Consider the following 21,665-nt stretch of genomic DNA (forward strand, 5'->3'; position numbering starts at 1 on the left):
GCCCAAACCGGGTCAGGAGATCTTGCGGCGGAAGGTCAGGTTGGCGAGCAGGTAGGCCACCACGAGGATGCCGACGCACCAGGCGAGGGCGGTCCAGATGCCCGACCCGACCGGCTGCTGCGCGAAGAGGTCTCGGATCGCGTTGACGATGGCGGTCACCGGCTGGTGCTCGGCGAAGGCGCGCACCGGGCCGGGCATCGACGCGGTGGGCACGAAGGCCGAGCTGACGAACGGCAGGAAGACCAACGGGTACGAGAACGCGCTCGCACCGTCCACGGACTTCGCGGTGAGGCCGGGAATGATGGCGATCCAGGTCAGCGCCAGGGTGAACAGCACCAGGATGCCGGCCACGGCGAGCCAGCCCAGCAGGCTCGTGCCGGTACGGAAGCCCATGAGCAGGGCGACGAGGACGACGACGACCAGCGAGATCAGGTTGGCGACCAGCGAGGTCAGCACGTGCGCCCAGAGCACCGAGGACCGTGCGATCGGCATGGACTGGAACCGTTCGAAGATGCCGCCCTGCATGTCCAGGAAGAGCCGGAAGGCGGTGTACGAGATGCCCGAGGCGATCGTGATGAGCAGGATGCCGGGGAGCAGATAGTTCACGTACGAGTCGGAGCCGGTTTCGATCGCGCCGCCGAAGACGTAGACGAACAGCAGCATGAAGGCGATCGGCATGACCGCGGTCGTGATGATGGTGTCCGGGCTGCGCGCGATGTGGCGCAGCGAGCGTCCCAGAAGGACGGTGGTGTCGCCCAGGAAGTGCTTGTTCATCGCTGTTCCTTCTCCGTCTTGGCGCCAACGAGGGTGAGGAAGACGTCCTCGAGGGTCGGCTGCTTCTCGACGTACTCGACCTCGGCGGGTGGCAGGAGCTGCTTGAGCTCGTTGAGGGTGCCGTTCACGATGATCCGTCCCTCATGCAGGATCGCGATCCGGTCGGCGAGCTGTTCCGCCTCGTCGAGGTACTGGGTGGTGAGCAGCACCGTCGTGCCGCCGCGGGCGAGCTCCTTGACTGCCTGCCACACCTCGATGCGCGCCTCCGGGTCCAGCCCGGTCGTCGGCTCGTCGAGGAAGATGACCGGCGGGTTCCCGATCAGGCTCATCGCGATGTCCAGACGGCGACGCATGCCGCCGGAGTACGTGCGCACCCTCCGGGCGCCCGCCTCGGTCAGCGAGAAGCGCCTCAGCAGGTCGTCGGCGATCGCACCGGGCCCCTTGAGGTGCCGCAGCCGGGCGACCAGGACCAGGTTCTCCCGCCCGGTGAGGATCTCGTCGACCCCGCGAACTGCCCGGTCAGACTGATCGACTGCCGTACCTCGGCGGCCTGGCTCGCCACGTCGAAGCCGACGACTCGGGCCGTCCCGCCGTCGGCCTTCAGGAGCGTGGCCAGGATCTTCACCACGGTGGTCTTTCCGGCCCCGTTCGAGCCGAGCAGGGCGAAGATGCTGCCCCGCGCCACCTCGATGTCGACGCCGCGCAACACCGTCAACTGCTTGAACGACTTCTCCAGGCCGTGCACCTGGATCGCGGCCTGCTCGGCCTGAGCTGTTGTTTGCGAATTGCTCATGGCGGCAGCATGGAGGGTTGACGCAGCGTCAAGGTCAAGCCCACCGGGCTCGGCGACGCGTGCGCGACCCTGATTCTTAACTCCGATGTCACCGCCCGATCCCATTGGTGACGTGTCGCTGTCTGTCCGCAGGAGTTGGCTGCCAGTCGTCGCACTTGTCTTGACCAGGAGTTGACCCACGTGCCTTCCTCTCGTCGTACCTTCCTCGCCAGCGGCGCCGCAGCCGGCGTCGGCCTTGCCGTCGCGGGCGGCCTGCCGTCCCTGGCCCAGGCCAGCCCGGCCCGGCCGCACCCGCCGGTGAAGCCCGGTAACGTGCCCTTCCCGCCGCTCGTGGACGACCCCAAGGGAGTCCTGGCCCTGCCCAAGGGCTTCAGCTACACCGTGATCACCCGGACCGGCGTCACCCGGCTCGACCGCGGCCAGGGCACCACCCCGTCGGACCACGACGGCATGGCCGTCTACGACGCCGGCCACGGCCGGTACACCCTGATCCAGAACCACGAGATCGACCCGGGCGCCGAGTTCGGCGTGCCGCACGTCAAGGGAACGGTCTACGACGCGGGAGCCATCGACGCCGGTGGCTGCACCGTGATCAAGACCGACCGCGCGGGCCGCAACCTGGGCGAGTTCGTGGCGCTCTCCGGCACCATCTCCAACTGCGCGGGCGGGCCGACCCCCTGGGGCACCTGGCTCACCTGTGAGGAGACCGAGGACCGGGCCGGCGACAAGTGGGAAGAGGGCAGCCGGTCCGGCGTCTACCAGAAGGACCACGGCTACGTCTTCGAGGTGTGGGCAGACGGCAGCGCGGACCCGAAGCCGATCAAGTGCCTGGGCCGCTACTCCCACGAGGCCCTGGCCGTCGACAAGGACCGCGGCCGGATCTACCTCTCCGAGGACGCCGACGAGCCCAACGGCCTCTTCTACCGCTGGACGGCGCCACACGGCGTCAAGCTGGGCCCCGGCGTGCTCACCCGCCTCGCACCGAACGCCGGCGTCCTCGCCGCGATGCAGATCATCATGGATGACGGTTCGGTGCTGCCGGACGTCGCCTACCTGACCTCCGCCCAGCTGGGCCGCCCCTTCCCGGTCCGGTGGATCGAGGTGCCGGACCGCGACGCGCGCACCACGTCGGTGCGCGAGCAGTTCGCCGACGGCCAGGTCACCCGTGGGCGCAAGTTCGAGGGCGTGTGGGCCACCGACGAGGGCGTGTACGTGGTCAACTCCTACGCCTGGGACGAGGGTGACCTGCCGGCGGACGCGGCGCCGCACGACGGGATGGTGTGGTTCTACAACTACAAGGACCAGACCATCCAGCTGGTGACGTACTTCCCGCACCAGACCGCCTCCGAGGAGGGTACGGCGGTCAAGTACACCGACCTCACCTTCGACGGCCCGGACAACGTGACCGTCACCCCGTGGGGAAGCCTCGTGCTCGCCGAGGACGGCTCGGGCGCCTCACACGTGCTCAGCACGATCCCGGGTGGGCCCACGTACGCGATCGCCCGCAACCAGCTCAACGACTCGGAGTTCTGCGGGCCGACCTTCAGCGCCGACGGCAAGGTGCTCTTCGTCAACATGCAGGACCCGGGCCTCACCCTGGCCATCACCGGTCCGTGGGAGAAGTACCTGGGCTGACCGAGCCAAAACGTGGGGGCCAGGCGACCGCCTGGCCCCCGCCGCCGCCCGGCAGGTGCCCGGCCACCTAGTCGAGACAGAACTCGTTGCCCTCGACGTCCTGCATGTTGAGGCACGACTCGTTCTCGCCGTCGGCGAGCAACAGTTGCCCGCGTACCGCGCCGAGCGGGACCAGTCGCGCGCATTCCGCCTCAAGGGCGGCGAGGCGCTCTTCGCCCACCAGCCCGGTGCCGACCCGCACGTCGAGGTGCACCCGGTTCTTGACGACCTTGCCCTCGGGCACCCGCTGGAAGTACAGCCGCGGGCCCACCCCCGAAGGGTCACTGCACGCGAACCACGAACCCTGCTCCTCGGAACTGACATCGTCCCAGGTGGCGAACCCCTCCGGGGGCGGCGGCGGAACGTACCCCAACACCTCGCACCAGAAACGACCGACGCGCACAGGATCGGCGCAGTCGAACGTCACTTGAACCTGCTTCACTGACATCCGTTCACCTTATGAGGTCGCGCTGCCGCCGCTGTCCCCGTATCCCGTGCGCTAGGAGGCTCGTCGACCTGCGACTCCGCGACCGTCTGACCACGGACCGTGGAGATCTCACTCCACCTTGGTGAGGAGCGGTTTTCCCTTTTCGACGACGTACGTGGCCAGTTCGACCGCGATATCCTCGCCGACATTGCGAGCCTGGTGGTGCACACCGTATGGGACTGTGAGCGCGTCGCCGGGATTGCACACCATGGGTGGCTGCCCTTCCAGCCGATATTCGAGCGTTCCCTGCAGAACGCAGATGATTTCCTCGCCGGGGTGGAAATGCTTGAACGGTGGCGAATCCGGGGTGAACTCCACCCGAGTCTGAATGACCTCCCGCCCGGGGATGCTGAGGTCGTGGCGTTGCAGATCGATCCGCCACAGCCCTGGTGCGGACTCCACCGCTGTTGGGCTGATCCCCTCGGGTCGATCCGTGCTCATGACGGCCTCCTGTGAGCCGTCGGGCGGACGGCCGTTACCGGGATTGGTGCATCCCCGTCGAGGATAGGTAGCCGCAGACGATCAGGGGCGCGGATGCCGCAGCCCGACCCCCAGCGGCCTGCGGCAGCTGAGTTCAGCGACGGGGCAGCAACTCTCGTTCGGTCATGAAGGCGCGCAGCGTCTCGGTATCCTCGGCGGACATCAGCCAGCGCGGGATCACGGTCGCCGGCATTCGGCCGACGTACACGACCCAGAACTCTCCGGCGTCCCGCACCTGGGCGACCCCGTCCCAGGCGATGCCGCCGGATTCCGAGCCGCTGCGCATCATGATGTTGTCATCGGTGATGTCGTAGGCGCCCTCGACGGCGTAGCTACCGGAACGGCGTCGGGCACGCGCCAGCACCCACGGCCGGTACAGCATCGACAGCACGCCAGCCACGACCAGCGCGGTCCACAGCGGCGAACTCCGCTCGCCCCACCCGAACCCCCGCGAGACGACGAGACCGATGACCCCGACCGCCGTCAGGACCGCGCCGATGTAGCCGAATCTGCGTAGCCGAACGTTGCCGAGCGCAGCGGCCACCCGGCCCGGGTAGGCGGGATCGGCGGGGACGTCGAAACGGATGTGCACGCCAGAACGATAGTGCCTCCACCCGCCCCTGAAGGCGCCTTGCCCCGCCCCACCGTGGTTGCAGGACGGCCCGGCGGATGGGGAAGACTGGCGGGCATGGCTGATCTGAGCGATGCGAAGGCCGCGCTGCACCATTACCTCCGGGAGAACCGCGAAGACCTGATCTGGAAGCTCGACGGTCTCAGCGAACGCGAGGTCAGGCTGCCCCGCACGGCGACCGGCAACAACCTGCTGGGCGTGCTCAAGCACTGCCTCAACGTCGAAGCCGGCTACTTCGGGCCCACCTTCGGCCGCGAGTTCCCGACGCCGCACGAGCTGGTTCCCCTGGCCGCGTTCGACGAGGACCCGCAGGCAGACTGGTACGCCCGCGAGGACGAGACGAAGGACGGGCTGATCGACCTGTACCGCCGGGTCGGCGCGTTCGCCGACCAGACGATCGACCAGCTACCGCTCGACGCGCCGGGGCAGGTGCCGTGGTGGCGGCCAGGTCGGCAGGACGTGACGCTACAGCGGATCATCATCCACGTGACCTGCGATCTCGCCCGGCACGCCGGGCACGCCGACATCATGCGTGAACAGCACGACACGGCGATCGGCCTCCGGCGCAACAACACCATCATCCCCGACGAGTACGACTGGCCGGCGTACGTCAGCAAGCTGACGAAGCTGGCCGACCAGTTCGGATGATCGGGGAAGCTGCTGGCGTGCGAGACGACCTCGACCAGATCGAAGCGGCCTTCCTGGGCACGCCACTGGCCGGCCTGCCGATCGGGCACGGCCCGTCGGGCACCATCCTCGTCACCGACGTCGACCCCGACCGTCTGCACGAGGTCTGGCAGGCCGCCGAGGCGCTGGTGCCGGTCACCGGACGCCGGCCCGTCATGGTCACCGACGACTTCGACGACGCGCTGACGATCCGGTCCGAGCCCGAGCAGGGTCCGTCGGAGTCGGAGCTTCGCGCGTTCGTTGAGGCGGCGGCATCGTCCGAACCCTGGCTGACCCTCCGCCACTACGGCGAGGACCAACAGGTCGACGAGGACGAGATCGAGTTCTACGCGCGTGGCACGACCCGCGTCGACCTGATCGACCTGGTGTCGGATGTGGCGCTGCCGACGCCGCTACCGGTGCTGGAGCAGGCGCTGTACGACCGGCTGCTCACCGACATCGACCTGCACGCCCAGGTGCTTGGCAACGTGCGGCTCGTGACGCAGACCGACTACTGGTACACGCCGGACAGCGTCCTGCTCATGTTGCTGCCCACCAGCGACGTGCGCAGCTCGGCGTACTGGGCGGACTTCTACGGTGCGCTCACCAAGGAGGATCGGTAGCGACTCGCCGAGGTGCTCGCGCAGTGGCGGCACCGGTGGGACGCTCGCCTGGTCGCCTCGTGGGGCACCATGCTGCAGTTTCAGGTGGGTCGTCGCCCGACGCCGGGTGACGAGGCGTGGGCTGCCGCCGGTCAGCTCAAGGCGCTCGCTCCAAACCTCGAACTGAGCCGGTGGGAGGTCGCCGTCGCCCTACCGGCCGGTGACGCGTGGTTCGTCCACAACCGGCCCTGACCGGCCGGCAACGCCGCCCCACCTGACCATTTCTCGTCAACCGATGGGGCGCCACCGGCAGGGCGGGCCACGACAGGCCACCTAGGATCGGGCGATCGCGTACGCCGGAGCCGAGGAGCGTCCCGTGACCCTGCTGGAGCGTCTGCACCTGGCCGGTATGCCCGAGGTCGTCACGGTGCAGCCGGTGACCGGCGGGCTCGCGGCTCTCGCGGGCATCGCCACCCGTCGGGATGCCCCGCCGGTGTTCGTCAAGGCCTTCACCGACCCGCCGGCCGACGACGTCTTCGTCGCCGAGGCCGAAGGGCTGGCCGCCCTGCGTCAGCTCGGCGGAGTGACGACACCCGAGGTGATCCTGGCGGACCGGGACGTCCTGGTGTTGTCGGTGTTGCGCCCGAGGCCGCGGAGCGAGGTTTTCTGGGAGCGGTTCGCACACCTGCTCGCCCGGCTGCACCTGAGCACCACCCATCCTCGCTTCGGTTGGCACCACGACAACTGGCTGGGCCGTCGCCGCCAGGTCAACACGTGGAACGACGACGGCTTCGCCTTCTTCGCCCAGCATCGGCTGCTTCGCTGGCTCGACGAGCCCCGCGTCGAGGCGGCGCTCGACGCGGAGGACCGGGCGGCGCTGGAACGGCTCTGTGACCGGTTGCCCGAGCTGCTGCCGAAGCGGCCAGCGTGTCTGACGCACGGCGACCTGTGGGCACAGAACATTCTGGCCACGGCGGACGGCGAGCCGGCGCTGATCGACCCGGCCGTGTCGTACCTGTGGGCCGAGGTCGACCTCGCCCACGTGTGGTCCACCTCACCCCCGCCCGAGGCACGACGAATGTTCGCGGTCTACGCGGAGCTGACCTCGCTCGACAGCGGCTGGGAGACCCGGATGCCGGTCATCCAACTGCGGCAGCACCTCGCCGTGCTGGCCCAGTTCGACGACGACTGGGGCGCAGCCGATCAGATCCGCGCCGTCCTGGCCCCGTTCCGGACGCGATCCTGACCGGAGGCCCGACCGCCGACGGCGGACCAGCCTGGGCAGCCCCGCGACGCGGTCGACGGCCGCCGGGGCCTGCGAGCGCAGCGGGGATCAGGCCCTCCATTACGGTGACCCGGGAATGGGGGTGGGTCATGGCGCCGGAGGTGTCACCGCGAAGGGCCAGGGCCGTGCTCGTCACGCTCTCCCTCGCCGCGTTCGCGTTCATCACGACCGAGCTGTTGCCCGTCGGTCTGCTGACCCGCATCGCCCCCGATCTGGACCGGTCCCGCTCACAGGTGGGTCTGCTGGTCAGTGGATACGCCGTGGTGGTCGTGCTGGCATCGGTGCCGCTGACCCGGCTGACCCAGCGGATTCCCCGGCGGCACCTGCTTGGCGTCACGATGCTCCTGTTCGCCGCCGCGAACGCCGCCGCCGCGCTCGCGCCGACGTACGCCGTGCTGGCCGGCTCCCGCCTGGTGACCGCACTCGCCCAGGCGCTGTTCTGGTCCGTCGCCACGGCGACCGTGATCGGGCCGTTCCCGGTCGCGGTGCGCGGCCGGGCGGTGGCGCTGTTCGCGACCGGGGCGACGCTCGCCCCGGTGCTCGGCGTACCCCTCGGCACCTGGCTCGGGCAGCAAGCCGGCTGGCGCGCGGCGTTCGCGGTGCTGGCCGGAATCGGTGTGGCGATCGCCGCCGCGGTGCTGCTCCTCCTCCCCTCCTATCCCCCGGCCGCCGGCGGCGCCGCCCGGGGCACCGCACCGGACGGGCGGCGCTTCGCCGTCCTGCTGATCGCCACCGCCCTCGGCATCGGCGGTTTCATGACCCTGCAGACCTATGTGACACCGTTCCTGCTCGACGTCAGCGGCTTCGCCGACGCGGTGCTGGCGCCGCTGCTGTTCGTCTCCGGCGCGGCCGGCGTCGTCGGCACCCTGGTCGCGGCCCGGACCCTGGACACCCGACCGATCGCCTCACTGCTGACACCGTTGAGCATCGGCGCGGCCTCGCTGCTCGGGCTGTACACGCTCGGCACGCTCAAGCCGGGTGTGGTCGCGCTGCTGGCCGGGATCGGCCTCGCGTACGCGGGGTTTGGCTCCGCCGTGCAGAACCGGATGCTGCACCTGGCCCCCGGCAGCACCGACATCGCGTCGGCCGGGGTCAGCACCGCCTTCAACGCCGGTATTGCCGGCGGATCACTGCTCGGCGGCGCTCTCCTGCCCACCTCGGGGGCACGCCCGCTGGCGCTCGCCGGCGGGCTGCTGACGCTGGCCGCTCTCACGCTGCTCGCCGTGGACTCGCGTCGCGGCCGCGCCGTCGGGCCGGAGCCGACTGCCGCTCGTCCCTCCACCATTCCCCCAGTTACACGCCGGTCTGACTCGCCTGCGGTCGGGCCGGGCTCGGCGTCGCAGCGCTCATGCCCGCGAACCTCGAACCGGTCATGATTTGCCGCGACACGGATGCCCTGCCGTCCTGCCGGACATCGAGTTCGGTCTCGCCCGGCACCCACGCACCGAGGGTGATCCGCTGATCGACGCCGTGGAGACGGTGCTCCGTCGCATCGTCTGAGCACACGCCCTCGTCGAGGACGAAGGCACGTCCTGTTTGCGTACGGTCAGCGCGGTCACCGGTTCGCCCCTTCCGGGCGGGGCCGGGGCAGGCCGAGGATGAGGATGACGCCGGCGCTCAGGTGCAGCAGCGCGAGGGTCGCCTTCGCTCCCCCGCCGACGCCACTCGGTGGGCCGACCACGAGCGACAGCAGCAGGACGACGACCGCGATCGAGGTCCACCAGACGCGCGGGCGGTTGGTAAGGCGTTCCAGCACCGCGAGCAGCGCCCAGCCGGCCAGTGCCGCGACCGCGGTGGCCACGATGACCGCGGCCACCGTGATCTGCCGGGCCGAGCTTGCGGACCTGACCGCCAGGTCGACGCCCGCCGCCGAGTGCAGGAGCGCGAACTCGGCCACCGCCAGCACGATCGCGCCGGCCGCCACCGCGGCCCGGCCCAGGAGAAGGTTGTTCGTCATGGCCTGAGTCTGTGGACCGGGCCGGGCCGGACGCGTCGGTCCAGACGCCACGGCGGGTACGTCCGCTGGCGGCCGGGCGTACTACCAAAGGAGGTGGTCCGGCCCGCCGCGAGCCCAGTAGCGTGCGCGATGTGGATGCGGCGACGTGCGAGGTCAAGCCGCCGCCGGCATGGCGGTCCGTCCCGGTGGCGGTGACGACCGTGGCGATCGGCGTCCTCGTCGCGATCATGCTGTGGTCCACCACCCGGTCCAGCTCCGCCGGCCTGGTCCGCGTCGACGTCGCGCTGGCGGTGGCCGCCCTGGCCCTCGTACCGGTGGTCCTCCGCCGCCCGCAGATCGGTGGCGTGCTGGCCGGCCTGCTCGTCGCGCTGTCTCCGGTGGCCACGCCGGCGGCCAGCTTCGCGGTGCTGTTCATCGCCCGCAACCGGCCGTTTCGGCAAGCAGCGGCGGTGACGGTGGTCGGCGTGGCGGGCGAGGCGGTGCAGGCGTTCTGGCGGCCGGTGCCCAGCCTGCCGTACGGGTGGCGGCTGGTACTGATAACGATCGCCTACGCGGCCCTGCTCGGCTGGGGCACCTGGGCGCAGGCCCGCAACGCCCTGCTGACGGCGCTGCGGGACCGGGCCCGGCAGGCCGAGCAGGAGCAGGAACGACGCGTCGGCGAGGCGCGGGCGGCGGAGCGCAACCGGATCGCGCGGGAGATGCACGATGTGCTGGCCCACCGGCTGTCACTGCTGGCGGCGGCGGCCGGCGCGATGGAGTACCGGCCGGACGCGCCGCCCGAGCGGCTCAGCGCCGCCGCCGGGGTGATCCGGGCCAGCGCCCATCACGCCCTCAACGAGCTGCGCGAGGTCATCACGCTGCTGCGCAGCGACGACGCCGAGTCGCCGACGGACGCACCACCCGGGCAGACCCTCGCCGACCTGCCGCGCCTGGTCGACGAGGCGCGGGCCGCCGGGCAACAGATCGAGGTCGACGACCCGCTGCGCCCGCCGGTCGAGATTTCCCCGACGGTTGGCCGCACCGCGTACCGGATCGCGCAGGAGGCTCTGACCAACGCCCGCAAGCACGCCGCCGGCCAACCGGTCCGGCTGGTGCTCGGCGGCGCGCCCGGCGCCGGCCTGAGCATCGCGGTGAGCAACCCGACCACGCCCGACAGCGGTGCCACCGGCAGCGCCGGTACCGGCCTGATCGGCCTCGCCGAACGGGCCGCGCTCACCGGCGGTCACGTCGCCCACCACGTGGACGCCGCGGGTCGGTTCCACCTCACCGCGTGGCTGCCATGGCCGACGTGACAAACCCGATCCGGGTCGTCATCGTCGACGACGATCCCCTGGTCCGGGGAATGCTCACGCTGATGCTCGACGGCACCGACGGGATCGTCGTCGTGGGCGAGGCCGCCGACGGCGCCACGGCGATCACGGCGGTGGACCGGCACCTGCCCGACGTGGTGCTGATGGACATCAGGATGCCCGGCGTCAACGGCATCACCGCCACCGAGCGCCTGCGCCGCCGCCACCGGCCACCCGAGATCATCGTGCTGACCACGTTCGACACCGACGAGCACGTGCTGCGAGCCCTCCGCGCCGGCGCGAGCGGCTTCCTGCTCAAGGACACTCCGCCCGAGCAGCTCAGCCAGGCGGTCCGCGCGGTGGCGGCCGGCAACCCGATGCTGTCTCCGGGAGTGACGCGCCGCCTCATGCAGCGGGTCGCGTCGGGGGCCGAGTCCTACGAGCAGGCGCACGAGCGGTTGGCCCTGCTCACGCCCCGGGAACGTGACGTCGTGCTGGCCATCGCGCGGGGGCGCGCCAACGCCGAGATCGCCAGCGAGCTGCTGATGAGCGTGACGACGGTGAAGGCCCACGTGTCGCACATCCTGACCAAACTGGACCTGGACAACCGCACCCAGATCGCCCTGCTGGCCCACGACGGCCGACTCCTCTGACCGGGAGCCAGCGGTCAGGCCAGCGCCGCCGGCAGGATGAGGAGGGCGAAACGGATCACTCGCCCGGAAAGGCACGCGACGGCGAACTCCCAGCGTCGAAGGCCCGCGGTGCCGGCGGCGAGGCTGACGACGGCCAGCGGTGGCACCCCGACCGCGGCAGAAGTCAGCACGGTCGGTAGGGCGGTGCGGCGGCGGGCGAGCCAGCGTCGGATCGGTTCGGTCCACCGTGCCGCCCGGGCCGCCGCGCGAGCTGGCCTTCTCCGTTGCGCGATCTTGCGGGCCAGCCGCCCCGATCCGCGACGCGCCGACTCGAACAGCAGCAGCTTGCCGGCGGTCTGCCCGAGCGCCAGGGCGACCACGGCGACGAGAACGTGGCCGCCACGCTGCCCGGCAACCACGGCGTACGCCTCGGCGTTGACGACCGGGACGAGCGCCGAGGCGAGACCGTAGCCGAGCGCCACTACGGCCTCGGCGAGGCTGCTCACGCCCGGCCGTCCCGTTCGAGCAGCCGGACCACCGCTGCGACCGACCACAGCTTGACCGCGACGACGGCGACGGCGACGCCCAGCGCGAGCGGGTACTGCCCGAGGGCGATGGCGCCGATGACCCCGGCGGTGTTGGCCACCTTGGCCAGGGGCGACCAGTTCAACGCCCACACCCGCCGGTCGACCAGGTGGAAGTAGTTGGGGCTGAGCACCGGCCAGCACAGGAACGCCAGCGACAGCATGGTGTCCAGCACCAGGAACGAGAGCAGGAAGACCAGGGCCACGACCGCGATGTCCGGCATCAGGGAGACCAGACCCACGCAGAGTACGGCGGTGCACGCGCGGTCGCTCACGATGTCGAAGACGGCCCCGGCTCGGGTCTCCTGTCCGAGCCGGCGGGCGGCCCAGCCGTCGAGCACGTCGCCGATCCAGTAGATACCATACGATACCGCCATCAATGCCACCGACCCGGAGACGAGGGCGACGACACCGACGGTGACAGCGGCGACCGTGCGAATGGCGGTGATGTAGTTGGGAACCGTGCGAAGCGGGCCGACGGTGATGGCGGCGCGGGAGTCGACGAGAGTCACCCCTGCAGGGTCGTCCGGTGCGCGTTCTCACGGAACGTGCCGCGGTGCCGATCTGGTCGGGAGGGCGGTACCGGGGTGCCGACCGATCCGGTACCCGGGTACTGGCCGGTCTTCCGGCTGGTCGCGGAGACTGTGCGGGTGATGACTGGAATCCGCGAACGGTGGCGCGACCCCGAGCGAGTGCGCCGGCTCGCGTACGGCGCGGTTGGCCTGATCATCGCCGCCGTGGTCACCACCGTCGAGGACGGCGTGTCCGTGCCGGCGGGCTGGGCGTGGCTGGTGCTGCCGGTCGGCCTCGGGGCCACGGCGCTACGCCCCCGTTACCGAACCCTGGTCTTCGCCGCCTGCGCGGGGTTCGTGGCGATCGTCAGCACCGGGGAGTCGGTGCAGTTGGGCCTCGCGGCCGCCGGCCTGGTGTTCCTCTCGGTCTGCGAGGACCCGGCCCGACACCCGTGGCTGGGGTGGGCGGGTGGCTTGATCGGCGCGGCCGGTGCCCTCGCCACCGCGCTGCTCAACGGGCGAGGGCTCTACGAGCAGCCGTTCTTCTTCGTGACGGCCGGCTACCTCCTGGCGACCCTGTTGCGCTCGTGGTCACGCGGTTACGCCCTCACCCGGGAGACAGCCGACCTGCGCGGCCAGGCCGCCTGGCTCGAACAGCGCACCAACCTGGCCCGTGAGCTGCATGACGTGGTCGGCCACCACGTCACCGCGATGGTGGTGCAGGCCGAGGCGGGCCAGCTCAGTGCCGACCCGGGGGCGGCGCTGCGGGCGATCGCGGGCAGCGGCCGCACCGCGCTGAGCGAGCTGGACACGCTCGTCGTGCACCTGCGCGACCCGAACGCGTCGATCGCGGTGAGCGCGCCGCCGCGCCTGTCCGACATCGACGAGCTGCTCGCCCAGCCGCTGCGCCAGCAGGGTGTGACCGTCCGGGTCCAGCTGGACCCCGAGCCGGGCCTGGACGAGATCGGTGTGTTGACCGCCTACCGCATCGCCCAGGAGGCCCTCACCAACATCGCCCGCCACGCGAAAGCCACGGCGGCCTGGGTCGAACTGGTCCGCGTCGGCGACCACGTTCGCCTACGGATCAGCGACGACGGCGTCGGGCCGCCCCGGGCACCCACGAGCGGCTCGGGCCTGCTCGGCATCGGGGAGCGCGTCTCCGCGCGCGGTGGCAGCTGGGAGCTGAGCCAGCGCCCCGGCGGCGGCACCGTGGTGCAGGCCAACCTGCCGGTGGCGGACAAGTGATCCGCGTAGCGATCGCCGACGACCAGGAGCTGGTCCGGGACGGCTTCAGCCTGATCCTGCGGTCCCAACCCGACATCCAGGTCGCGGCCGAGGCAGCCGACGGCCGGCAGTTCCTCGACGCCGTACGTCGAGACCCCCGCATCGACGTCGCCCTCGTCGACATCCGCATGCCGACACTGGACGGCCTGCAAGCCACCCGCGAACTGGCCACCATCCCGCACGCCCCGGCCGTCATCGTCGTCACCACCTTCGACGACGACGCCTACGTCCTGGACGCCATCGCCGCCGGCGCACGAGGGTTTCTGCTCAAGCGGTCCAGCGCCCGTGACCTGATCGCCGCGGTGCGCACCGTCGCGGCCGGCGAGGCGGTCCTCTCCGCCGAGGTCACCGGCGCCGTCCTCGACCGGGTGCGGACGACCGGGCCGGCCAGCCGCGTGGAGTTGGCGGCCTACCAGCTGACCGCCCGGGAGACCGACGTGCTCGCCCTGATCGGCGCCGGGCTCAACAACAACGAGATCGCCGAACGCCTCTACCTGTCCATGAGCACCGTCAAGACCCACGTGACCAACGTGCTCGCCAAGACCGGCAGCCGCGATCGCGTACGAGCCGCCATCCTGGCGATCCAGGCCGGTCTCGCGCCATGAGTGAAGAATCGGCGCCGAGGGTCGTAGGGTTCCGGTATGGCACAACGACTCGTCAGCGTATGGCAACCGTTCTTCCTCGCTAGCGAGAGTCAGGGCGCGGCCATCGACGCCGCGACAGAGTTGGAGGACCTCGGCTACTCACGAATCTGGTTCTCCGGTGGTTTCGGTGAGAACGTCGCCCCCCGCTTCCGGGAGATCCTGGACGGGACCACGCGCATCGGGGTCGCGACCGGAATCCTGAGCATCTGGCACTCGTCGCCACCCGAGGCTGCGGCGTTCGCCCAGGACGCGGAGCAGACCCATCCCGGCCGGTTCCTGCTCGGTCTCGGCGCCAGCCACGCGGTGGTGGTGGAAAGCAGCGGCACCGACTATCGCAAGCCGTACTCACGGATGGTGCAGTACCTCGACGGCCTCGACGCGGCCGGGCTTCCGCCCGAGCGACGCATCCTGGCGGCACTGGGCCCGCGGATGCTCGAACTCTCCCGCGACCGCTCAACCGGGGCCCACCCGTACTTCGTCCCTGCCGAGCACACCGCCGAAGCCCGGGCGGCAATCGGACCCGACCGGCTGCTCGCCCCCGAGGTCGCGGTGGTCCTCGACGCAGATGCCACCACCGCGCGCGCCACCGCCCGCCAGTACACGAGCGGGTACCTCGCACTGCCGAACTACACCAACAACCTGCGGCGATTCGGCTGGACCGACGAGGACTTCGCCGGCGGCGGCAGTGACCGCCTCGTCGACGCCCTGATCCCGTGGGGCAGCGTCGAGAAGGTGGTGGCCGGGTTGGAGAGGCACTACCAGGCCGGCGCGGACGAGGTGGCGATCCAGGTACTCAACGGCGGCGACGACACGACGTTCCCCGCCGACGCGTTCCGCGCCCTCGCCGCAGCCCTGATCTGACGTCCGAAACCCGCAGCACCGCGATTCACGGTGCGGCGGGGCCGCGTCTGGCTCAGGCGGGGGCGAACTGCTGACTGCGGCGCTTCAGGGTTGAGATTGGTGGCCGCGACACCGCTCAGGCTCGCCCGATGAGATCGAGGCCGGTCAGGTCCGCCGACAGCGCCCAGAGGCGGGCTGCCTCGCTGCTGTCCAGCGGGCTGTCGTCGGTGATGTGGCAGTCCACGCAGTAGTCGCCGCCGTTCGCGTCGAGGTGGGGTGACGTGGCGGCCCAGACCTGGGTCGCTGAGCCTTGCTCGACGGTCTTGAACAGGCCCGGCGCGGGAGTGCCGTCGGCGTCGATCCAGCCGGCGGCGACCATCTCCTCGACTGCGAGGTGCCGTTGCAGGGGAGTGAGGATCCAGCCGGGGTTGACGGAGAAGGCGCGGACGCGGTGCGGCCTGCCGAGCAGGTCGAGGTGGCGGGCGAACAGGATGTTCGCGAGCTTCGACTGGGTGTATGCCTCCCACTTGTCGTACCCGCGCTCGAACTGCACGTCGTCCCATCGGATACGCCACGCCGGGTTGCGACCGGAGGCCACCGAGACGACACGAGCCGTGTCGGGGGCGGTGAGCGCGGGCCACAGCAGGTTCGCCAGCGCGTAGTGGCCGAGGTGGTTGGTCGCGAAGTGCCCTTCCCAGCCGGGTCCAACTCGGGTTTCCGGGCAGGCCATGATGCCGGCGCTCGCGATCAGGATGTCGAGGGTGGGATGGCTGCGGAGGAACCGTACGGCGAAGGCGCGGACGGAGGCAAGGTCGGCGAGATCGAGCTGGTCGACCTCGACCCCGGGTACTTCGGCGAGTGCCTGCTGGGCTGCGTCCGGCCGGAAAGCTGGGACGACCACCCGAGCCCCAGCTCGGGTGAGCGCGCGGGTCGTGGCGAGACCGAGGCCGGAGTAACCGCCCGTGACGAGGGCGGTCTTTCCGGTGAGGTCGATCCCGGCGAGGACGTCTCCGGCCGTACTGTGGGCACCGAACCTGGTGTGGGTCGTGTCGCTGGTCATGCCGCGGACGCTAGGTGCTAGACCGAGGTCTAGGTCAATGACTACCGTCGACGCCATGGCGGACGGCGGCCTGAGCATCGGGCAGGTGGCGCAGCGCACCGGGTTGAGCGTGCACACCCTACGGCTCTACGAGCGTGAGGGCTTGTTAGCCAGCGAGGTGCGGCGCGACGGGTCCGGCAGGCGCGTCTACAGCGCCTGGGACATCGAGTGGCTGGCGAACTGCGTGAAGTTTCGTGCCTCTGGGATGCCACTCACCACGATCAGCCGCCTGGCCCAGCTCGTTCGCGAGGGCAGCGGCAACGAGGCCGAGCGGCTCACGTTGCTCCGCGAACACCAGCGCCACATCACCGATCAGCTCACGCAGCTGCACGACTGCCTCGAACTCATCAACGTCAAAGTGGCCAGCTACGAAAAGCACCTGGCCGCCGGTGCCTCCGGTGATCCCTGGCAACAGCAACCGCAGCCCGCCCCGACAGAGCACACCCATCAGCTGGGCTGACGAACACCGCCGGCCGGACTGGGATCACTGGCGCTCATAACCGTTCGGGCGTCGGGTTGCGGTGCCTGGTTGGTGGGTAGGACCTGAATGTCGGACGCATGGGTACGCTGCATCGGCGGTGGCCTCAACCAACTCCCGCCGCACCGCGGCCACCCGCACCGACGGGTGGCACCGTCGGTCGTTGCCCGTATCCGCAGACGAGAGGCGAACCCACACCATGACCGCAGTACCAGGCCAACGGTCTACTGCTGCTGCGGGTTCGGCGGCGGCCGAGCAAGCAGCGGAGGAGGACCTGCGGGCGTTGTTCGGGCAGTCCATCGCCGTCTTCGCGTCTCTGGCGGGGCCATCGCACCTGGTGGAGACGGCGAACCCGGCGTTCTTCGCCACCATCGGCGAAGGGCGAGCCAGGGTCGGGGTAGCGATCGCCGAGCTGATGCCCGAACTGGCCGGTCAGGGATTCATCGCGCTCCTGGACCAGGTCTTCCGCACGGGTGAGCCCCATACCGGCCGTGACGTCCGGGTGGTGCTAGGCAGCGGCCCGCAGGCGCGGGAGGCATTCTTCGACTTCACCTACGAGCCGCGTCGGGACGCCGACGGCACCGTGACCGGGATCCGTGTGCTCGGCGTGGAGACCACGCAGGTCAAGCATGCCCAACGGCTGATGGCCGAACACCGTGCCCTGCTGGAGCAGATCGCCCGTCAGGCACCCCTGGCCGAGGTGCTCGACGGGATGGCCCGCTGTATCGAGAACCTCGCACCGCAGGAGGTGCTCGTCTCCGTCCTGCTCGCCGATCCCGACGCCCGGCACCTGCGCCACGGCGCCGCGCCGAGCCTGCCCCACTTCTACAACCAGGCCATCGACGGCATCGCGACCGGCGAAGGTGTCGGCTCGTGCGGCACCGCCGCCCACCGGCGGGAACCAGTCATCGTCACCGACATCGCCACCGATCCGTTCTGGGACGACTTCCGGGACCTGGCCGGCCAAGCTGGATTGGCGGCCTGCTGGTCCACGCCGATCCTGGCTCGCGACGGCGGCCTGTTGGGCACCTTCGCGATGTATCACCGCACCCCGCGCGTCCCTCAGGACACCGACCTCGCCCTCACCCGCCTCTTCGCCGGCACCGCAGCCCTGGCCATCGAACGCCACCACATCGAGGAGGCGAAACTCGCCGCCGAGGCACGCGCCAAGTCGGCCAATGACGAGCTGGCCAAGGTGCTGGACGTGGAGCGGGAACTGCGCGCCGAGGCTGAGCAGCGCGCCGCCGCCGCCGCGGAACTCGCCACCCAGATGCGTGCCGCCGCGGCCGCGCAGGCCGCCACGCCGCACCCCGAGTACTGCCAGCTCGGCGGCGCCGCCGGGTGCACCGCGCCAGCCGAGGTCAAGATCGCCGATTCATGGGGCGACGCGGCGTGGGGCTGCCCTGACCACGTCGAGGAGGCCATCCTCAACGTGCGGTCGGTGTTCATCGCCAGCGAGGAACTCGGCGGCCTGACCGCCTACCTCAACCGCTGATCGCTCCCGATGCCGCGCTCGGCTTCGGGTGCAGCTTGAGTGGCTCGCCATACGTGACCGGGACGTCGATGCCGTCGCGGCCGCGCTGAACCTCAGCCGTCCCACTCCCGCCAACTGGCGTGATGCGGTCACCGCTGCGTATGACGACCAAGGCCAGTGGCTGCTCACGCCGCTGCCTGACCGGTGGACCCTCGCCGCTTCGAGAGACGTTCCCGCACCCGAAGACGACCGATTCGCCGCTTGGCTGGCGGCACGAGCACTCGGCGCGCGTACGCGAGACCAGCGAAAGCGGTGAAACACGTCGGTGTACGCGTGGCAGCCGGACCTCGTACCGGTGGTGAAGGAATCTCAGGAGATCTTCCACCTGTCGATTCTCACCCACAGCCATCGAGGCCACGAGCACGACTCAGTAGATCACACCAAGTGCTTGACCCTTCAAATTTCCACCGGTAGCCTTTTGATGTCCATTCATGGATGTCTATTTAAGTAGGTGAACCGTGCTGTTGAAATCCCTCGCCCTCGCCGCGTCCATCGCCGGCGTGCTGGCCACCGCGCCCGCCGCCTCGGCGGCAAGCTCCCAAGCATCAAACGAAGCCTGGCTACCCGGGAACTGTCCGCAGGGCACGTTCTGCATCTGGCCCAACTGGGATCACCCGGCAGAGGGTCCGACCGCGACTCCGTCTCTGGTGACCACTACCGACTGGTCCGGCAACGTCCCGGCCTTCAATTTCTACAACCGCACCTCCCGCAACGCCGAGATCACCTGGTCCTACAACTACCTCGGGACGCAGCTTTCCGGCGCGATCTGCGCTCGCCCCGGCGGCGGGGACCTGTATGTGCCCATGTTCGTGACGAAGGTGAGTTGGCAGCCGCGCACCTGCTGATCCTCGCCCGCCATCATCCGGTCACCTCGATGATTCGGTCGATCCACGTCTGCTGATCATTCACGGCCGGCAAAGTAACAGCACGGGCGGACACCCCCTCGTCGGGAAGCCAGCCGCTTGCTGAGCGTTGTTGCGGTCAGCTGCTGTAGCACGCAGAGGGCGTCAGGGCGCCCACCGCACGCCCGGGTTCACCCGCCCGGACCAGTCGAAGACGGCCATGTTGTCCCACTGGTTTCCGGTGCCGTTGATGTTGGCCGGGTCCCAGCCGTTGCCGCGGACGGCGTACCAGGTCGGTTCCCAGTAGAAGACGCCGATGGCGCCCGCGTTACGGGCGGTGTTCTGGACCCAGTCGAACTCCTGGGCCTGCCCGGCCCAGGTCGCGCTGATGCCGTCACAGGTCGCGTCGCCGATGGCGTTCGGCTCGCTGTCCGCGTTGTTCCGGGTGAAGGGGTACGCGGTCTCCACGATCACCACCGGCTTGCCGTAGCGCCCGCGCAGGTCGACGATGTTGTTGTAGAGGTTCGCCAGGGTGCCGTGCCACATGCAGTAGTACGACTGGGCGGTGATGTCCCACTGCACACCCTGGGCGCGGATGCCGTCGTAGAACCATCGGGCGTTGGCGTTGCTGTCGGCGTTGGCGGTATGGATCATCACCGGGATGCCGCTGCCGCACGCCTTGGTCGCGTTGTAGCCCTGCTTCAGCAGGCCGGCCAGCGGGGCGAAGTCGTTGTTGACGACCTTGCCCTCGTTCCACAGCATTCCGACGTTGATCTCGTTGCCGATCTGCACGCTGTCCGGTGGGGTGCCCTGCCCCCGGAGGCTGGAGCACACGTCGTAGGTGAAGGTGTACACGTCGCTACGCAGTTGGCTCAGACTGTGGCCGACCCAGGCGGCCGGCTTGTACTGCTTGCCAGGGTCGGCCCAGGTGTCGGAGTAGTGAAAGTCGATGAGCACCTTGAGGCCCTTCGCCCTGGCCGCCCTCGCCTGGGTCAACACCGCGCTCTTGTTGTTGTAGCCGCTGATCGGGTTGTTCCAGACGCGCAGTCGGACGTAGTTGACGCCGACGGACTTCAGGATGTCCAGTGGGTCGCGGGCGACCCCGCCGGCGTCGTAGTACTTGGCGCCCAGATCCAGGCTGCGCTGCAACGAGGAGACGTCGGCGCCCCGCATGGTGAGTGTGTTCGCGGCGGCGACGGGCGCGGGCGCGCCACCGAGCGTGGTGACGACGAGGATGCCGGCCATGACAGCCCCGATCAGAGCCCTGCGGCGGCGGTGGGTGGTCACCGAATGTGTGCTCACGAGGCTCTCCTTCAGCCCACCGTGCAGGGAGCGCCGTTCAGGGAGAAGCCGGTCGGCGGCGCGTCGCTGACACTCCACCGCCCCTGGACGCCGAAGGTCGCAGAGCCGTCTGGCGCGAGGACGCGGTTCCAGTCGACGTTACGAGCGGTCACGGTGGCGCCGGTCTGGCCGATCGTGGCGTTCCACCCCGAGGTGACCTGCTGGTCCCCTGGGAAGCTGAAGGTGACGACCCAGCCGTCGACCGGTGCCGCCCCGGTGTTGTGGACCGTCGCCGTGGCCACGAAACCGCCCCGCCACTCGGACTGGTTCCGATAGGTCACCTGGCAGGTCGGCGGCGGCGGGGGCGTCGGAGTGGACGTCGACGTGGGCAGAGTGACCGTGTTGGACGCGATCGACACGTTGCCCACCGCGTCCCGGGCCCGCACGTAGTACAGGTTCCGCAGTGGCGTCGACGCAGGTAGCGACGTCGTGTACGTCGTACCCGGCACGGTGGCGATCAGTTGCGAGGTGAACCAGCCGTCGAACCGGTAGACGTTGTACCCGAACACGCCGACGTTGTCCGTCGACGGCGACCAGGACAGCGTGCCGGTCGAGGCGGTCACCTCGCCGACGGTCAGGTTCTGCGGCGCGCTCGGCGGGGTGGTGTCCGGGCCGGTGTCCGTCACCGGTGTCACCACGGTCAGCATGTCCGACCAGTTTGAGCGTTGCCCGAGGCTGTCCCGGGCGATCATTCGGAACGAGAACTGCATGCCCGGCCCAACGTGGGCGGTGATCGTGGTGGTGGTGACCGCGCCGGCGCTGGCGCTGAGCACGACATCGCCAAACTCCTGGTAGTACGTGATGTCGTAGCCGGTGATGGCGCAGCAGCCGGACGTGCCGGCCGTCCAGGTGAGAGTGATCGACCCGGTCCGGACCTCGCTGGCGGTCAGGTTCGTGGGCGCACTCGGCGGGACGGGCGAGGTGCTCGGCGTACTGGTTGCCGTCGGCGACGCGCTCTGAGTCGGCGTTGCGAGGGGAACCGCGGCCGCACGGGGTGCCGGGGCCACCCCCGGATGCGCGGCGGGCGCAGCGGTGCCGGCGTCGGCTGTCGGCGCGGCGTTCAGAGCGGTGCCGAGCAACGCCGCGGAGAGCACGACGGCGGCCAGCAGACCCGACCGCAGGGGGCGGAACAGCGGGGACGAGGAAACGCCTGTCATGCGTCGACGATGGAGCAACGCATCGATGATCGCCAACCTATCTCACGCCTCGGCCGGTCGAGCGATTCGCTGGGAGCGAT

24 protein-coding genes and 1 pseudogene are annotated in these 21,665 nt (G+C 70.2%); 14 read left to right on the forward strand and 11 right to left on the reverse strand.

Translation table 11 applies throughout. The features are described from left to right. Nucleotides 1-12 precede the first annotated feature (12 nt). Nucleotides 13-774: an ABC transporter permease gene (locus tag AC5L30_RS28495; RefSeq protein WP_494870985.1), complete on the reverse strand. Its 762-nt coding sequence runs from the start codon at nt 772-774 to the stop codon at nt 13-15. After that, a pseudogene (locus AC5L30_RS28500) lies at nt 771-1,567 on the reverse strand (ABC transporter ATP-binding protein). Before AC5L30_RS28500 ends, AC5L30_RS28495 begins: the two are co-directional and overlap by 4 nt. A gap of 180 nt (nt 1,568-1,747) precedes the next feature. Between AC5L30_RS28500 and AC5L30_RS28505 the strand changes: the two are divergent. Beyond that, the gene (locus tag AC5L30_RS28505) at nt 1,748-3,202 is read left to right on the forward strand and encodes an alkaline phosphatase PhoX (RefSeq protein WP_494870987.1); all 1,455 of its coding nucleotides are present in this window, start codon (nt 1,748-1,750) and stop codon (nt 3,200-3,202) included. A 67-nt stretch (nt 3,203-3,269) separates the two neighbouring features. Here the strand turns inward: AC5L30_RS28505 and AC5L30_RS28510 are convergent, their stop codons facing one another. The 3 genes from AC5L30_RS28510 to AC5L30_RS28520 form a co-directional block, all read right to left on the reverse strand. Then, nucleotides 3,270-3,689 (reverse strand): VOC family protein, encoded by a 420-nt coding sequence (locus AC5L30_RS28510; protein WP_494870988.1) that lies wholly within the window; start codon nt 3,687-3,689, stop codon nt 3,270-3,272. Nucleotides 3,690-3,797: 108 nt separating this feature from the next. Next, on the reverse strand, nt 3,798-4,169 hold the full coding sequence (locus tag AC5L30_RS28515; protein ID WP_494870989.1) for a cupin domain-containing protein: 372 nt from the start codon (nt 4,167-4,169) through the stop codon (nt 3,798-3,800). 133 nt (nt 4,170-4,302) lie between these two features. Further along, nucleotides 4,303-4,800 (reverse strand): YcxB family protein, encoded by a 498-nt coding sequence (locus AC5L30_RS28520; protein ID WP_494870990.1) that lies wholly within the window; start codon nt 4,798-4,800, stop codon nt 4,303-4,305. A gap of 96 nt (nt 4,801-4,896) precedes the next feature. Between AC5L30_RS28520 and AC5L30_RS28525 the strand changes: the two genes are divergently transcribed. The 5 genes from AC5L30_RS28525 (at nt 4,897) to AC5L30_RS28545 (ending at nt 8,768) form a co-directional block, all read left to right on the forward strand. Further along, nucleotides 4,897-5,487 carry a DinB family protein gene (locus AC5L30_RS28525; RefSeq protein ID WP_494870992.1) on the forward strand — a complete coding sequence of 197 codons (591 nt, stop codon included), beginning with the start codon at nt 4,897-4,899 and terminating at the stop codon, nt 5,485-5,487. A 17-nt stretch (nt 5,488-5,504) separates the two neighbouring features. Next, the gene (locus AC5L30_RS28530; RefSeq protein ID WP_494870994.1) at nt 5,505-6,128 is read left to right on the forward strand and encodes a hypothetical protein; all 624 of its coding nucleotides are present in this window, start codon (nt 5,505-5,507) and stop codon (nt 6,126-6,128) included. 12 nt (nt 6,129-6,140) lie between these two features. After that, on the forward strand, nt 6,141-6,359 hold the full coding sequence (locus tag AC5L30_RS28535) for a hypothetical protein (RefSeq protein ID WP_494870996.1): 219 nt from the start codon (nt 6,141-6,143) through the stop codon (nt 6,357-6,359). 124 nt (nt 6,360-6,483) lie between these two features. After that, nucleotides 6,484-7,353: a fructosamine kinase family protein gene (locus AC5L30_RS28540; protein ID WP_494870998.1), complete on the forward strand. Its 870-nt coding sequence runs from the start codon at nt 6,484-6,486 to the stop codon at nt 7,351-7,353. A 164-nt stretch (nt 7,354-7,517) separates the two neighbouring features. Then, complete coding sequence (locus AC5L30_RS28545) at nt 7,518-8,768, forward strand: MFS transporter (protein WP_494871000.1); 1,251 nt, start codon at nt 7,518-7,520, stop codon at nt 8,766-8,768. A 179-nt stretch (nt 8,769-8,947) separates the two neighbouring features. Here AC5L30_RS28545 and AC5L30_RS28550 read toward each other — a convergent pair whose 3' ends face one another. After that, nucleotides 8,948-9,349 carry a DUF6069 family protein gene (locus AC5L30_RS28550; protein ID WP_494871002.1) on the reverse strand — a complete coding sequence of 134 codons (402 nt, stop codon included), beginning with the start codon at nt 9,347-9,349 and terminating at the stop codon, nt 8,948-8,950. Between the two features lie 131 nt (nt 9,350-9,480). Here AC5L30_RS28550 and AC5L30_RS28555 point away from each other — a divergent pair, with 131 nt between their 5' ends. Further along, entirely contained in the window at nt 9,481-10,641 is a 1,161-nt protein-coding gene (locus AC5L30_RS28555; protein WP_494871004.1) for a sensor histidine kinase, read from the forward strand. Next, entirely contained in the window at nt 10,629-11,291 is a 663-nt protein-coding gene (locus AC5L30_RS28560; protein ID WP_494871006.1) for a response regulator, read from the forward strand. Before AC5L30_RS28555 ends, AC5L30_RS28560 begins: the two co-directional genes overlap by 13 nt. A gap of 14 nt (nt 11,292-11,305) precedes the next feature. Here AC5L30_RS28560 and AC5L30_RS28565 read toward each other — a convergent pair whose 3' ends face one another. Together AC5L30_RS28565 and AC5L30_RS28570 are read right to left on the reverse strand one after the other, a co-directional pair. Next, on the reverse strand, nt 11,306-11,776 hold the full coding sequence (locus tag AC5L30_RS28565) for a hypothetical protein (protein WP_494871008.1): 471 nt from the start codon (nt 11,774-11,776) through the stop codon (nt 11,306-11,308). After that, the gene (locus AC5L30_RS28570; protein ID WP_494871010.1) at nt 11,773-12,366 is read right to left on the reverse strand and encodes a CDP-alcohol phosphatidyltransferase family protein; all 594 of its coding nucleotides are present in this window, start codon (nt 12,364-12,366) and stop codon (nt 11,773-11,775) included. The genes AC5L30_RS28565 and AC5L30_RS28570 overlap by 4 nt, the downstream gene beginning before the upstream one ends. A 75-nt stretch (nt 12,367-12,441) precedes the next feature. Here AC5L30_RS28570 and AC5L30_RS28575 point away from each other — a divergent pair, with 75 nt between their 5' ends. The 3 genes from AC5L30_RS28575 to AC5L30_RS28585 are packed head-to-tail and all read left to right on the forward strand — an operon-like array spanning nt 12,442 to nt 15,155. Next, entirely contained in the window at nt 12,442-13,611 is a 1,170-nt protein-coding gene (locus AC5L30_RS28575; protein WP_494871012.1) for a sensor histidine kinase, read from the forward strand. Continuing rightward, complete coding sequence (locus AC5L30_RS28580; RefSeq protein ID WP_494871014.1) at nt 13,608-14,255, forward strand: response regulator; 648 nt, start codon at nt 13,608-13,610, stop codon at nt 14,253-14,255. Before AC5L30_RS28575 ends, AC5L30_RS28580 begins: the two co-directional genes overlap by 4 nt. 36 nt (nt 14,256-14,291) lie before the next feature. Next, complete coding sequence (locus tag AC5L30_RS28585; RefSeq protein ID WP_494871016.1) at nt 14,292-15,155, forward strand: TIGR03620 family F420-dependent LLM class oxidoreductase; 864 nt, start codon at nt 14,292-14,294, stop codon at nt 15,153-15,155. A 115-nt stretch (nt 15,156-15,270) separates the two neighbouring features. Here AC5L30_RS28585 and AC5L30_RS28590 read toward each other — a convergent pair whose 3' ends face one another. Further along, nucleotides 15,271-16,194: an oxidoreductase gene (locus tag AC5L30_RS28590; RefSeq protein WP_494871018.1), complete on the reverse strand. Its 924-nt coding sequence runs from the start codon at nt 16,192-16,194 to the stop codon at nt 15,271-15,273. Between the two features lie 37 nt (nt 16,195-16,231). Here AC5L30_RS28590 and AC5L30_RS28595 point away from each other — a divergent pair, with 37 nt between their 5' ends. The 3 genes from AC5L30_RS28595 (at nt 16,232) to AC5L30_RS28605 (ending at nt 19,090) form a co-directional block, all read left to right on the forward strand. Then, entirely contained in the window at nt 16,232-16,693 is a 462-nt protein-coding gene (locus tag AC5L30_RS28595) for a MerR family transcriptional regulator (RefSeq protein ID WP_494871019.1), read from the forward strand. 217 nt (nt 16,694-16,910) lie between these two features. After that, complete coding sequence (locus tag AC5L30_RS28600; protein WP_494871020.1) at nt 16,911-18,206, forward strand: GAF domain-containing protein; 1,296 nt, start codon at nt 16,911-16,913, stop codon at nt 18,204-18,206. A gap of 497 nt (nt 18,207-18,703) precedes the next feature. Beyond that, complete coding sequence (locus AC5L30_RS28605) at nt 18,704-19,090, forward strand: hypothetical protein (protein WP_494871021.1); 387 nt, start codon at nt 18,704-18,706, stop codon at nt 19,088-19,090. A gap of 162 nt (nt 19,091-19,252) precedes the next feature. Here AC5L30_RS28605 and AC5L30_RS28610 read toward each other — a convergent pair whose 3' ends face one another. Both AC5L30_RS28610 and AC5L30_RS28615 read right to left on the reverse strand, forming a co-directional pair. Then, nucleotides 19,253-20,332: a glycoside hydrolase family 53 protein gene (locus tag AC5L30_RS28610; RefSeq protein ID WP_494871120.1), complete on the reverse strand. Its 1,080-nt coding sequence runs from the start codon at nt 20,330-20,332 to the stop codon at nt 19,253-19,255. Nucleotides 20,333-20,400: 68 nt separating this feature from the next. Next, a complete protein-coding gene (locus AC5L30_RS28615) occupies nt 20,401-21,585 on the reverse strand; it encodes a cellulose binding domain-containing protein (RefSeq protein WP_494871023.1) in 1,185 nt (394 codons plus the stop codon). Between the last annotated feature and the right edge of the window lie 80 nt (nt 21,586-21,665).

It is taken from the genome of Micromonospora sp. BQ32 (assembly GCF_059358895.1).